This is a genomic window from Methylomonas sp. DH-1 (assembly GCF_046097555.1).
Classification (GTDB): domain Bacteria; phylum Pseudomonadota; class Gammaproteobacteria; order Methylococcales; family Methylomonadaceae; genus Methylomonas; species Methylomonas koyamae.
On record NZ_CP143089.1, the window covers coordinates 2,611,574 to 2,623,873 of the forward strand.

The window sequence follows — 12,300 nt, forward strand, 5'->3', positions numbered from 1 at the left end:
TACCCGGTGACGCCATGAACGCAATCGGCACTGAAAACGGCATGCTATTCAACCAAGGCCTGTTCGGCCTGGCGATTCTGGCTTTTGTGTTGTTGCTGGCCCTGGAAAAGAAACGGCCGTACCGCTTTTTTCCGCCCAAGGTCTACAAGGAGTCTATCGTCACCAACACTATGGCCTTTCTGGTCAACAATCTGATCCTGGCGGTACTCAGAGCTTCGTCCCTATTCCTGGTAGCCCAACAGTTCGCCGGCTACGGTTTGTTGAGTTCGATGCCGAACGGGCCGCTCAAGTGGTTGCTGGCGTTCGCCTGCTTCGATCTGGCGATTTACGCCTGGCACTACGCTAGCCACCAATCCGAGTATTTGTGGCGCTTCCACAAAATCCACCACAGCGACAAATCCTTCAACGTGTCCACCGGCTTTCGGTTTCACGTGTTCGACCTGTTATTGGAGATAGGCTACAAATGCTTGTTCGTAGTGGTGTTCGGCGTCGATGCCTACCTGGTGCTGTCGATCGAAATCGTCGAATTGTTTTTCATTTTCTTCCACCACGCCAACATCCGCGTACCCAACGAAGAAGCGCTGTCGCAATTCATCATCACCCCGTCGCTGCACCGCACCCACCATTCCAAGCTGCGTAGCGAGCACGACAGCAACTACGGCATCGTGTTGGCGCTGTGGGACCGCATGTTCGGCACCCGTAAAGAAATGGTTCCGGCCAATATCGGCCTGGACCTGATCGAAGCCGAAAACTTCATTCAGTTGTTTTCGCTGGCCTTCATCACCGAACGGAAAATCCGCCAGTTGCTGGGCTGGATTCCGAAAGGCAAGAAATGAGGCCGCACCGCGCGGAACCTTAACGCTAGAGTCTGCAACTGTCGGCCGCAAATATGTTGATCAAAACCTATAAGCAAATTCCGAGCAACGAGATCACCGATCCGGCAGTGTTCAGACAACGGCGGACATTGTTGAAAGCGATGGCCGCGCTGGCTATCGGCGCTGCCGGCAGCGACACCGTTGCCGCCCGTTCCCGCACCTGGCCCGACCTGCAAACCGGTAATCCGCCTGCGCCCGACTTGCAGCCTACCCCGGCGGAATTGGTCGGCAATTACACCAACTATTACGAGTTCGCCTTCAACAAGGAAGACGCGACCCGTCTGGCGCAACGGCTGCGCATCGACGCGTGGTCAGTAACGATCGGCGGCGAAGTCGAAAATCCGGCCAGTTACCATCTGGAAGATTTGTTGCAACGCTGCCCGCTACGCGAATACCTGTACCGCTTCCGCTGCGTGGAAGGTTGGTCTATGGTCGTGCCGTGGGTCGGTTTTGCCCTAAGCGATTTATTGAAGCTGGCGCAGCCCTTGGCGTCGGCCAAATTCGTCAAATTCACCAGCGCCAGCCAGCCGGAGGCGATGCCGCGGTTGCGGCAACAAGCCATGCTGGCCTGGCCCTACCAAGAAGGCTTGCGTATCGACGAAGCCGGCCATCCGCTGACGATCCTGGCGGTCGGCGCTTACGGCGAAACCCTGCCCAAGCAAAACGGCGCGCCGCTGCGTTTGGTCGTGCCTTGGAAATACGGCTTCAAAAGCGCCAAAGCCATCGTCGCCATCGAGTTATGCCGGCAACCGCCGTTGACCAGTTGGAACCGCTACGCGCCCTCCGAATACGGCTTCTACGCCAACGTCAATCCGGCGGTACCGCATCCGCGCTGGAGCCAGGCCAGCGAGCGGCCGCTGGGCTCCGATTTTTTCACGCCGCGGCGGCCGACCGAATTGTTCAACGGCTATGGCGAACAGGTTGCCGGTTTGTACAGCGGCATGAACCTTAGGCAATTTTTCTAATGGACGCGCTAACCAGCCGGCTATGGCCCATTACCATCGCGTTTTGCGTGGCGCCGCTATTGTGGTTGCTGCTGGATATCGGTTTGAGCCGGCTGGGATCGAATCCGATTCAGGCTATGCATATTTATCTGGGCGACTGGTCGCTGCGTTTTTTATGCATCACGCTGGCGATCACACCGCTCCAAACCATGACCCAATGGCGCGGCATGACCGATTACCGCCAGCTGTTCGGCCTGACCGCGTTTTTTTACGCCACCCTGCACCTGCTCGGCTATTTGATCGCCGACCACGCCTGGGTCTGGCCGATTATCGGCCTCGACCTTTGGCAGAGCAGTTATCTTTGGTTCGGATTGCTGGCTTACCTGATATTGCTACTGTTGGCCGTTACCTCGCCCAAGGCCGCCAAGAAACGGCTGGGCAAAACCTGGAAAAAACTGCACCGCTATATTTATCTGGCCGCAGCCGCTGCGATCTTGCATTACTTTTGGCAGTTGAAGGGCAATTTGGCAGAGCCGCTGTTCTATCTGCTGGTGCTGGGCATGTTGTTGGGTTTCCGCGGCTTGGTTTGGTTGAAAAACCGCCGGTTCGGACTCACCGCGCCCAGCAAACCGCATGCGGCCGACCCGGACCGCGCCGACTGAGCCGCAGCTGCCGTTAGCCTTGGATTTGGAGAACAGACCATGAACCCGATCTCGATCTTAATCACCGGCGGCACCGGCTTTTTGGGCAGCGCCCTGACCCGCCGCCTGTTGGCCAAACAAGTTGTCGTGACGGTATTCGGCCGCGACGCGGAAAAGATCCGCAAACAATTCGGTCCCGGCGTCGGCGCGGCAACCCGCTTCGCCGACCTGGCCGACGCCGGCGCCTTCGACGCCGTGGTGAATCTGGCCGGTGCCGGCATCTTCGACCGTTACTGGACCGGGCCGCGCAAACAGATTTTACGCAACAGCCGCATCGAATTGACGCGGGAGCTGGTGGCCTGGATAGCGGCCGCCAGCAAACCGCCGGTCTTGGTCAGCGGCTCTGCCATCGGTGTTTACGGCGACCAGGGCGATAGCGTGCTCAGCGAAACCAGCCCGGCCAACGCCGATTTCGCCCAGCAATTGTGTGCCGACTGGGAGGCCGCGGCGTTGGCTGCGGCGGACCACGGCAGCCGGGTCTGCCTGATCCGCACCGGCCTGGTGTTAGGCCGCGGCGGCGGTTTATTGCAACGCATGTTGCCGGCATTCCGGCTTGGCTTGGGCGGCACGCTGGGCGACGGCCGGCAATGGATGTCGTGGATTCATCTGGAAGACTGGCTTGCCGCCGCCGAAGCGATGATCGCCGATCCGGCCATGAGCGGCGCCTATAACGCCACGGCGCCGGAACCTGCGACTAACCGCGAGTTCAGCCAAGCCCTCGCCGAAGCCTTGGGCCGGCCGATGCTGCTACCGCTGCCGGCCGGATTGCTCAAGCTGTTGCTCGGCGAAATGTCCGCCTTGGTATTGGGCAGCCAGCGGGTGAAACCGGAGCGCTTGTTGGCGCACGGCTTCCAGTTTCAGTATAGTCGGCTCAAACCCGCGCTCGACGCGATTTTGCACACCTCCTGACCCGAAATAATGGTAATGCCATGTTAATCGACAGCCTGTCAGCGTTATTTGCCTTTACCTCGTTCATCCGCTGGTACGAAGCCTTGTTGGTGGCGATCGGCCTCGGCTTATTGGTGTTTTACCTGACGCCGGAACCGGACGCGGAATGGGAAGAGCGCGAACCGCCCAGCCTGTATTTTTACCTGCAATGGAGCTGGTTGGGGCACCTGAAGTTAAAGGACGCCTTCTATCCGTTCTTCATTTTGTATAACGCCGTACTGTTCTTGATCGATTACCGGGTCCAGGAGGGCGAGTTCACCGTCGCCAGTTGGGTCACCATGCACATCATCATGGCGATGCCGTTGATTTACTGGACCGGTGCGATCTGGCGCTGTTCGGGTAAAACCGGTTCGCACCGCTGGGCGGTGCTGGCCCGATTGATGACTATCGCGGCTTTTTTGGATTTATTGCTGCGTTGGGTGATTTACCGCTATTACCCCAACATTTTCTTCAACTGCCAACAGATGACCATCCATTGGGGCGACTGCTGACCGCGATGAGTAAACCGCGTTACCGAACTTCCTTATTTATTTTCCGCCGCGACCTGCGCCTGGCAGACAACACCGCATTGAACGCGGCATTGCAAAGCTCGCAGCGGGTGTTGGCCTGCTTCGTTTTCGATCCGCGCCAGATCGAGGCCCACCCCTACCGAAGCCAACCGGCGCTGCAATTCATGCTGGAATCGTTAAACGATTTGCAAACTCAGTGTCTGGCGCACGGCGGCCGACTCTATCTGTTCGGCGAGCGGCCGGAAGCGGTCGTCGAACTTCTACACCGGCAGCAAAGTATCGAAGCGGTATTCGTCAATCGGGATTACACGCCGTTTAGCCGCCAGCGCGACCGGGAACTAGAGTTATGTTGCGAAAAATTGGGCATCGGCTTCCATAGCCATGCCGACCTGTTGCTAAACGAGCCGGAACGGGTATTGACCGACAAAGGCTTACCCTACCAAGTGTTTACCGCCTTTCACAAAAAAGCGGTGCAAAATCCGGTGGCTGCCGCGGAAGGCCTGGCTAGCGGGCGCTTTTACAAAGCTGTGGTTGACGCCGACCGGCCGGAATTGCTGAAAAGCCTGAGCCAGCCGCAGCAGAATGCCCTAGCCGGCGGCCGGCAAGCGGCATTGCAACACTTAGCGGCATTGGCGGCATGCCGGGATTACAGCCAGACCCGCGATTTTCCGGAACTGGACACCACCAGCCATTTGTCGCCCTATCTGAAGTTCGGCTGTTGCTCGGTACGCGAGGCCTACCAAGCCATCCAAGTTCAGCTTGGGCCCGACCATGCGCTGTTGCGGCAATTATACTGGCGCGATTTTTTCAGCCATATCGCCTACCATTTTCCGCACGTATTCGGCCATGCTTTCGACCGCCGTCTGGACGGGCTGCGCTGGCGCAATGCCCAAGACGATTTCTGGGCCTGGGCCAACGGCCAAACCGGTTTCCCTATCGTCGACGCGGCGATGCGGGAATTGAACCAGACCGGCTGGATGCACAATCGGTTACGCATGGTCGCCGCCTCGTTCCTGGTCAAAGACCTGCATGTGTCCTGGCGCTGGGGCGAGCGTTATTTCGCCCAGCATCTACTCGATTACGACCCTTGCGTCAATAACGGCAATTGGCAATGGGCGGCGTCGACCGGCTGCGACGCGCAACCGTATTTCCGGATTTTCAACCCGTGGCTGCAACAGAAAAAATTCGATCCAGACTGCCGCTACATCAAAACCTGGTTGCCGGAGCTGCAAGGTTATTCGGCTAAAGCCATTCACAACTGGGAAAAGGCGCCAGTGGCCGGCGATTATCCGCCGCCGCGGGTGAATCATGCCGAGCAAAGTCGCAGCATCAAAGCCCAATACCAAACCTTATTGTCCAACCAACCGACCTGAACCGATGCGATTACCTGCGATACTGATATTCACTTTGCTGCTGTTGACCGGCTGCACCGGCATACCGGAAGGCTTAACCGTGGTCGACGGTTTCGAGTTGCCGCGCTATTTAGGCACCTGGCACGAAATCGCCCGGCTCGATCACAGCTTCGAACGCGGCCTCAGCGAAATCCGCGCTGAGTACAGCCTGCGCGAAGACGGCGGCGTCAAAGTACTGAACAGCGGTTTCGACGCTGAAACCCAGCAACGCCGCAGTGCCGAAGGCAAGGCCTACTTTATCGACGGTCAGGAACTGGGCCGATTGAAAGTATCGTTTTTCGGGCCGTTCTACGGCGCCTACAACATCATCGCGCTGGACAAGGCTAACTACCAATATGCCATGGTCGCCGGCCCGGACCGGAGCTATTTATGGATTCTGGCACGCACGCCGGATCTGGCGCAGCCGACACTGGACAGTCTGGTTGATCAGGCCCGCAGCCTGGGTTTCGCCACCGACCAACTGATTTTCGCCGCGCCCCGGCATTGAACCCAAGGACTCCCATGCACAATATTCCGGTCGGTATCAGCAGTTGCCTGTTAGGCCACGAAGTCCGTTACGACGGCGCCCACAAATACCACAGCTACATCGAGCGCACGCTGGGCCGCTATTTCGACTTCAAACCGTTCTGCCCGGAAGTCGAAGCCGGTCTGGGCATCCCCCGCCCCTGCGTACAGTTGCGGGAAACCGCCGAAGGCATCCGCTGCGTCGGCGTCAAGGACCACAGCTTCGACGTCACCGAGCGTTTGCAGGATGCGGCCGCGCGCCAGGCAGGTTGGCTGGGCGGCTTATGCGGTTACATCCTGAAAAAAGACTCGCCCAGTTGCGGCATGACCCGAGTTAAGGTCTACAAACACGAGGTGCCGGTGCGCAATGGCACCGGGATTTTTGCCGGCTATCTGCAAACCACGTTCCCCAACCTGCCGGTCGAAGAAGAAGGCCGCCTCGGCGATCCCGGTTTGCGGGAAAACTTCATCCAGCGCGTCTTCGTCTACCGGCGCTGGCGGCAACTATGCGAGGACGGCCTCAGCGCCCACGGCTTGATCACCTTTCACAGCCGGCACAAACTGATCGCGATGAGCCACGACCAAAACCGGGCCCGCAATCTGGGTAGGATAGTCGCCGGCGCCACCGACGCCCGGATCGAGACTATCGCCGCCGAGTACATAACCGAATTGATGGCCTGCCTGAAGATCGTCGCCAGCCGCGGCAACCACGTCAACGTGCTGCAACACATTCAAGGTTATTTGAAACGGGCGCTGGACAGCGACGACAAACAGGAATTGTCCGAGACCATCGAAAACTACCGCATCGGCCAGGTACCGCTGATCGTACCGTTGACGCTGCTGCGCCACCACTTCCGCCGCCAGCCCGATAGTTTCATCGACAACTCGTTTTACATGCAACCGCATCCGGCCGAATTGGCCTTGTTAAACGAGATCTGAGCGCCGTTAACGCTCCAACTCGCGGCGCTGCTTTTGATACTGGTCGTAGCCGGGACGACGCTCGCAATCGTCGGCCATGGCTTTTTGGCATTGCAATTGGCCGGCATTTTCGACGGCGTGGTAGGCAAAGCGCTGCGCCCAATCGGCGCTGCAAGCGGTACCGGCCAATAGACAAACCGTCAGACTTAACACCCGAATTCCGTTCATAAGTTTCGCTCCGTTCGCTTGGCGCCTGGCTCTTGTTGGAAATGAGCTTCAGAATACTGCGAAACTCGCTACAATGCTTGACCAATTCAGCTACTTTCGACGGTACATCCGATGGATATGGACACCGCGGAAAACTCCGCAAAATATGCAACCTTTATCAACCTATTAAAGGGTAGCGGCAAACTGTCGGACACCGATCTCGGTAAAGTCCGGCGCATGCAGAAAACCGCACCGGACGACTCGCTGCCGCAATTGCTGATTAAACTCGGTTTGTGCTCCGACAACGACATCGCCAACAATTTCGTGGCGGCCACTGGCATCCAACGCGCGGCGGCGGCACACTACCCGCCTCATTCGCCGCTGCCGGACCACATTTCCCAACGGTTTCTGAAGCAACACCATGCGGTCGGCCTGACAGCGGACGAACAACAAATTGAAATCGCCGTGATGGACCCGGTGGACGACTATGTCGTGCAAGCCCTGCAATTGGCCACCGGCAAGACCGTGACCTTGCAGATCGGCCAACTCGCCGAAATCGATGCGGCCCTGGAGTTGCAGTACGGCGAAGGCAAATCGCAGATGGATAAGCTACGCGACAACCTGGACGTCGAACAGGAAGGCAGCGAAGATCTGGAACATTTGAAAGACTTGGCTTCCGAAGCGCCGATCATCAAGATGGTCAACTATATCCTGCAAAAAGCCGTGGAAAGCCGGGCCTCCGACGTGCATATCGAGCCGTTCGAACAAAGCCTGAAAGTGCGGCTGCGCATCGACGGCGTGTTGCAGGACATTGATTCGCCGCCGGTCGCCTCCACTGCGGCAGTGTTGTCGCGGATCAAGATAATGGCCAAGCTCAATATCGCCGAACGCCGCCTGCCGCAGGACGGCCGCATCAAATTGCAAATGATCGGCAAAGAGCTGGATCTGCGGGTGTCGACGATTCCGACGCTGCACGGCGAAAGCGTGGTGATCCGCTTGCTGGACAAAGAGAACGCGGTACTGGATTTCGAAACGCTGGGCTTCGTCGGCAAGCAGGCCGAGCGCTTCATGGAGGTTTTGGCCCAGCCGCACGGCATCCTGCTGATCACCGGCCCTACCGGCAGCGGTAAATCCACCTCGTTGTACGCCGCGCTGAAAACCCTGAACACGCCGGAACGCAAGATCATCACGGTCGAGGACCCGGTCGAGTACCAACTGGAAGGCATCAACCAAATTCAAGCCAAACCGCAGATCGGCCTGACCTTCGCCTCGGCGTTGCGCTCCATCGTCCGCCAGGACCCGGACGTGATCATGATCGGCGAGATGCGCGATCTGGAAACCGCCAAGATCGCCGTGCAATCGGCGCTGACCGGCCACTTGGTGTTGTCCACCTTGCACACCAACGACGCTGCGGCCGGCGTCACCCGCTTGCAGGACATGGGCCTGGAAGAATACCTGCTCAGCTCGACCATCAACGGCATCCTGGCCCAACGCTTGGTCAGAAGGCTGTGCCCGCACTGTAAGCAGGCCCATCCGGCGGCCGATGCCGTGATCGAGGAAATGCAATTGCGGCGCTGGCAACCCAGCGGCGACATCCTGTTCTACAAACCGGTGGGTTGCCCGGCCTGTAACGGCATCGGCTACAAAGGCCGGCTGGCGATCATCGAATTTTTGACGATGACCGACACCATCCGCAAACAAATCATGAAACACGAAGAAGCCTTCGTCATCCAGCAAACCGCGATCGAGGAAGGCATGCAGACCATGTACGAAGACGGCGTCGGTAAGGCGCTGCAAGGCACGACCACGCTGGAAGAAGTGCTGCGGGTCACCACCGAAACCTGAGTATCCGGTGCAGCGACTGGCGGACACTGCAACCGTGCCGCTTGCAGTGTCAATCAAGTCTCGCACGAGCAACCAATAGCGACTCGAGCCTGCGTCGTGTAACCTGCACCAAACACCTTCAGCCTTTAATCGAACCCGGAGACTACCGTGGCATCGACAACCATCCACAGTTGGCACCGCATAAAATTGTCCAGCCAGGAGTACCAGTCCGGCGAAATCGCCGTGTTAATGGGTGCCTTCCGCGCCGCCTACGTAGCCCGGAACGGTCCGGACGGCATGGCGATGTTCGGTCATTGGACCGACGACGGCTCGTGTTATTGGGTATATACCAGCCCGAAATCGTCCAGGCATATCGCGCCGCTGCTGGCAGCCTATTCCGCCTTACGTACACCTGCCCCCGACCCACAGCAGTTATCGCTGATCTACGGCGACGAATCCGCCCGTAACTGCTTCGAAACCGGTTTCGAAGCCTGATGTGGTCCAACTGAGGCCTCAATCGGTTATGGTGCGGATGCTTTGCCAGTTTTGCGCTGAACATTACAGTACGCCAGCAGCTCGTGCCGGTCGAGAGCTTTAACTGGATCCGGTGTTTGGTAGTTGAAGGGAAGCGGCGTATCCGGTTGATTATTTGTGGTCAAACAAAACGATCGCACCAAAACATACGCCGCCATAAACACGAGTAACGTAATCGACCTGTCGAGTCGCGCAGAGAATATGGAGTTTACAACTGTCCGGACGATTCCGGCTGCAACGCAGAGCGGAGCGGAGCGGGGCCGCAAAGCTCGTTAGACCGCATCCGCTAAAGCAATCCAAAAACCTTCAATTGACTACAAACCGGCAACTGGTTATCCGGCGCCGTGCAATCGGAAGTGCCGATCCGGTAAATCAGCACGTACACCCGGCCGTTGGCGACCACCGGCGGGATCATCCGCGACATTTTGCCCAGGCCGCCGTTATTGTCGTCGCCGGTGCGGAACAGGCGTTTCAGTTTATTGCCCGGCATGATTGAGGTCGCATCGTAGGCGATCAATTGGCCTTCGGCGAACTCCTTATTTGCATCGCCGAATTTGGAAAACACCGCCCAGACCAGCGCCGAGCCGAAATCGAGCGCATGCGGAAACGCCGAGCCGGCAGCGGGCTTGCCGGAAACCATCAGCAAACCGCCGGGCATGCCGCCGGGAGAGGCTACGCCGACCGAGGCCAAATCGTCGGCTTCGGCGCGGAAGCTGGGCAATTTGCCGTCCAGCGTCGAGAAATTGTAGGCCTTCAACCGCGAGTTTTCGCCCCAAACATAGACGATGCCGCCGCTTTGGTCGCGTTGTGCCAGCGCCAAAGCATGGATGTGGTGCATCTTATTATTTTCCGGGTCGCCGCAGGGCACGAACCAGCCGTGGTCGCTGTGGCCGGCGGCCGGACACGGCAGGCTGCGGTTCAGGTGTTGTGCCCTGTCCCAGTTTTCGGCGATGCCTCCGCCGTAATACGTCGCCACCAGCGGCGGCTTGGACAGCAACTGGTTGAAGCGGTCGTTTTTGCCCAGATTGAATTTATCCAACGAGTAAATGATGCCGTCCTTGGTGCCTTGCAACAGCAAACTGGAGCCCGGCACCAACATCGGCCCGGCGGCGCCGAAATCCCAATCCGCGCCGGCAGCGCCGGCACCGGCCCGGCCGCAGGAGACTTCCGCGTTGTTGTCCTGCCACAGGCAATCCTTTGGCGCGACGCGTTCGTCCAGGAATGCCTTGTAGTAATCCACTTTCTCCAAAAGCGGCCTGGCGCCGCCGACGCTGGGTTTGAAGCGCAGCTTGATCATACTTTCCGCCAAGTCGACGTCGCCGTTGTTGGAGGTACCGTTGGAGGTGGCGACGTAAATCATGTCGTCTTCGGTGACCGGTGCGCCGCCGGCGTGCCAGATACCGGCGCCCCAGGAGTTGAACGCCGTCGCGCAAAATATTGCCGCCTCCTTGGAAAATCCCGGCTGCCCCAACAGGGCGCGAGTATCGTAGGCGACGACGAAACCGTGCGGGTTTTTGCGCCCGCCCAGCAGTTTCTCGTCGTTAGCGGCAAACGCCAGCACCAAGCCGTTATTGGCCGTCAATGCCAGACCGGCTCGCAATTTAGGATAGACGTATTGATTGGTCTGATTGTTTTCCCGGTAAACCGCGCCGGCGTCGTTGAACCAACAGCCGTTACCTTCCTGCGACCGGCCGAAAATTCGCACCGGGGCGGCCTTCTGGCTGCCGTCGGCCGGATTCAGCGCGTAAATCCAATAATCGCGGAAGCGGTTGTCGTTGTTTTTCTTCTGCCAGGAGGCGACATACAAGGTATTGCTGGCCGGGTCGACGATAGGCGTGGCCGATATGCCCCAGGTCGGCGTGTGCTTCCACATGTCCATGTCCTGGGAACTGATTTCCGGCCCCAGCTTGACGTTGTACAGCGTGGCATTGGTGCGGGCGTTGATACCGATGACTTCGTTCTTCATCGTCGTAACGATGACCAGGTCGTCGCCGTTGGCGGCATTTTCCAGCACCAAAGGTTGGGTTTCGACTTTGGCGTTGAAATCGTAAGTCCGCAACAAACCGAAGCGGTCCGCGTTGACGTTACCCTTGTTCAGTAAAAATTCTTGGTTGTTGGCGGCGGTGCGGAAATTGTTGCCGGCACGCTGCGTAATACTGACCGCTGCCGTCTGGGTGGCAAACATTCCGCTTAACACGGCTCCGGCGAGACTGAGCGCAAATCGTTTCATGGCGTACTCCGGCTGTGGCAAAAGTCAACTGAGCCTAGAATTTACCGAATACCGCTGTCAAGCACTTATTCAATAAGGTTTTTTTGGCATCAGTCTCGACGCTAAGGCTCTGCCGCCGAACCGCTCGCCAACAACGCCCGCATCACGCTGACCCGGCTACCGCGGTAGCTTTCTTCGGCAATCGGTTGCCAGCCCAGATTTTGGTAAAAGGCGGCCTGATCCGGGGTAAACAAATATAAATGCCGGTGACCGGCCGCCGCGGCCTGAGCCATGACATGCCGCACCAAGCGGCTGCCGATCCCTTGCCGGCGGAATTCGGGCGCGACAAACACGCTAGCCAGCCACGGCGACCATTGCGGCCGCTCGTCCATGTCGCTGGCCACGATTGCCGCCGAGCCTACCGGCTGCCCCCGATGTTCGTATACGAAAGTGGAAGGAACCAAACCGTCTTGCAAATAAGCCTGCATCCTGGCGATGCGCATGGCCAGGTTTTCGCCGGGATTCAGATAGGCCCATTCGGCTTGGTGCCACGCGGCGAGGGTCGGCAAATGGTGAGGTACCGCGGATAAATCGACGATGGGCATAGTGGGCGTCACAGTGGATGGATGCGCCGAATTATACGAAAACGGCCGGCGATTGAATCGGCCGCGTCGACAAACGCCTTGCCGGCGCCGGTTTGACAAGCACCGCCGGC

13 protein-coding genes are annotated in these 12,300 nt (G+C 58.5%); 10 read left to right on the top strand and 3 right to left on the bottom strand.

Going from position 1 to position 12,300, the window contains the following annotated elements:
- The first annotated feature begins 14 nt into the window (after positions 1 to 14).
- From VXJ35_RS11960 to VXJ35_RS11995, 8 genes are read left to right on the top strand one after another with little or no spacing between them, the layout of a single operon-like run.
- On the top strand, positions 15 to 836 hold the full coding sequence (locus tag VXJ35_RS11960; RefSeq protein ID WP_064021722.1) for a sterol desaturase family protein: 822 nt from the start codon (positions 15 to 17) through the stop codon (positions 834 to 836).
- Positions 837 to 889: 53 nt separating this feature from the next.
- Positions 890 to 1,840, top strand: coding sequence for a protein-methionine-sulfoxide reductase catalytic subunit MsrP (gene msrP, locus VXJ35_RS11965; protein ID WP_064021723.1), 951 nt, complete (start codon positions 890 to 892; stop codon positions 1,838 to 1,840).
- Positions 1,840 to 2,481 (top strand): sulfite oxidase heme-binding subunit YedZ, encoded by a 642-nt coding sequence (locus VXJ35_RS11970; RefSeq protein ID WP_064021724.1) that lies wholly within the window; start codon positions 1,840 to 1,842, stop codon positions 2,479 to 2,481. The genes msrP and VXJ35_RS11970 overlap by 1 nt, the downstream gene beginning before the upstream one ends.
- 48 nt (positions 2,482 to 2,529) lie before the next feature.
- Positions 2,530 to 3,429 carry a TIGR01777 family oxidoreductase gene (locus tag VXJ35_RS11975; protein ID WP_064023486.1) on the top strand — a complete coding sequence of 300 codons (900 nt, stop codon included), beginning with the start codon at positions 2,530 to 2,532 and terminating at the stop codon, positions 3,427 to 3,429.
- Positions 3,430 to 3,449: 20 nt separating this feature from the next.
- Positions 3,450 to 3,959 carry a hypothetical protein gene (locus tag VXJ35_RS11980; RefSeq protein ID WP_064021725.1) on the top strand — a complete coding sequence of 170 codons (510 nt, stop codon included), beginning with the start codon at positions 3,450 to 3,452 and terminating at the stop codon, positions 3,957 to 3,959.
- A gap of 5 nt (positions 3,960 to 3,964) precedes the next feature.
- Positions 3,965 to 5,350, top strand: a complete 1,386-nt coding sequence (locus VXJ35_RS11985) for a deoxyribodipyrimidine photo-lyase (protein WP_064021726.1) — start codon at positions 3,965 to 3,967, stop codon at positions 5,348 to 5,350.
- A gap of 4 nt (positions 5,351 to 5,354) precedes the next feature.
- Complete coding sequence (locus VXJ35_RS11990; RefSeq protein ID WP_064021727.1) at positions 5,355 to 5,876, top strand: lipocalin family protein; 522 nt, start codon at positions 5,355 to 5,357, stop codon at positions 5,874 to 5,876.
- 14 nt (positions 5,877 to 5,890) lie between these two features.
- Positions 5,891 to 6,832: a DUF523 and DUF1722 domain-containing protein gene (locus VXJ35_RS11995; RefSeq protein WP_064021728.1), complete on the top strand. Its 942-nt coding sequence runs from the start codon at positions 5,891 to 5,893 to the stop codon at positions 6,830 to 6,832.
- A 6-nt stretch (positions 6,833 to 6,838) separates the two neighbouring features.
- Here VXJ35_RS11995 and VXJ35_RS12000 read toward each other — a convergent pair whose 3' ends face one another.
- The gene (locus VXJ35_RS12000; protein WP_064021729.1) at positions 6,839 to 7,039 is read right to left on the bottom strand and encodes a hypothetical protein; all 201 of its coding nucleotides are present in this window, start codon (positions 7,037 to 7,039) and stop codon (positions 6,839 to 6,841) included.
- A gap of 111 nt (positions 7,040 to 7,150) precedes the next feature.
- Between VXJ35_RS12000 and gspE the strand changes: the two genes are divergently transcribed.
- Both gspE and VXJ35_RS12010 read left to right on the top strand, forming a co-directional pair.
- Entirely contained in the window at positions 7,151 to 8,863 is a 1,713-nt protein-coding gene (gene gspE / locus VXJ35_RS12005; RefSeq protein WP_064021730.1) for a type II secretion system ATPase GspE, read from the top strand.
- A 147-nt stretch (positions 8,864 to 9,010) separates the two neighbouring features.
- The gene (locus VXJ35_RS12010) at positions 9,011 to 9,337 is read left to right on the top strand and encodes a hypothetical protein (RefSeq protein WP_064021731.1); all 327 of its coding nucleotides are present in this window, start codon (positions 9,011 to 9,013) and stop codon (positions 9,335 to 9,337) included.
- A gap of 325 nt (positions 9,338 to 9,662) precedes the next feature.
- Here VXJ35_RS12010 and VXJ35_RS12015 read toward each other — a convergent pair whose 3' ends face one another.
- Together VXJ35_RS12015 and VXJ35_RS12020 are read right to left on the bottom strand one after the other, a co-directional pair.
- Positions 9,663 to 11,606 carry a hypothetical protein gene (locus tag VXJ35_RS12015; protein WP_231914735.1) on the bottom strand — a complete coding sequence of 648 codons (1,944 nt, stop codon included), beginning with the start codon at positions 11,604 to 11,606 and terminating at the stop codon, positions 9,663 to 9,665.
- Positions 11,607 to 11,707: 101 nt separating this feature from the next.
- On the bottom strand, positions 11,708 to 12,202 hold the full coding sequence (locus VXJ35_RS12020; RefSeq protein WP_408953910.1) for a GNAT family N-acetyltransferase: 495 nt from the start codon (positions 12,200 to 12,202) through the stop codon (positions 11,708 to 11,710).
- Positions 12,203 to 12,300: the final 98 nt, after the last annotated feature.

Bases quoted from the DNA above. Each gene is read 5' to 3' on its own strand.
- VXJ35_RS11960 (WP_064021722.1), top strand. From the start codon at position 15: ATGAACGCAATCGGCACTGAAAACGGCATGCTATTCAACCAAGGCCTG.
- msrP (WP_064021723.1), top strand. From the start codon at position 890: ATGTTGATCAAAACCTATAAGCAAATTCCGAGCAACGAGATCACCGAT.
- VXJ35_RS11970 (WP_064021724.1), top strand. From the start codon at position 1,840: ATGGACGCGCTAACCAGCCGGCTATGGCCCATTACCATCGCGTTTTGC.
- VXJ35_RS11980 (WP_064021725.1), top strand. From the start codon at position 3,450: ATGTTAATCGACAGCCTGTCAGCGTTATTTGCCTTTACCTCGTTCATC.
- VXJ35_RS11985 (WP_064021726.1), top strand. From the start codon at position 3,965: ATGAGTAAACCGCGTTACCGAACTTCCTTATTTATTTTCCGCCGCGAC.
- VXJ35_RS11990 (WP_064021727.1), top strand. From the start codon at position 5,355: ATGCGATTACCTGCGATACTGATATTCACTTTGCTGCTGTTGACCGGC.
- VXJ35_RS11995 (WP_064021728.1), top strand. From the start codon at position 5,891: ATGCACAATATTCCGGTCGGTATCAGCAGTTGCCTGTTAGGCCACGAA.
- VXJ35_RS12000 (WP_064021729.1), bottom strand. From the start codon at position 7,039: ATGAACGGAATTCGGGTGTTAAGTCTGACGGTTTGTCTATTGGCCGGT.
- gspE (WP_064021730.1), top strand. From the start codon at position 7,151: ATGGATATGGACACCGCGGAAAACTCCGCAAAATATGCAACCTTTATC.
- VXJ35_RS12015 (WP_231914735.1), bottom strand. From the start codon at position 11,606: ATGAAACGATTTGCGCTCAGTCTCGCCGGAGCCGTGTTAAGCGGAATG.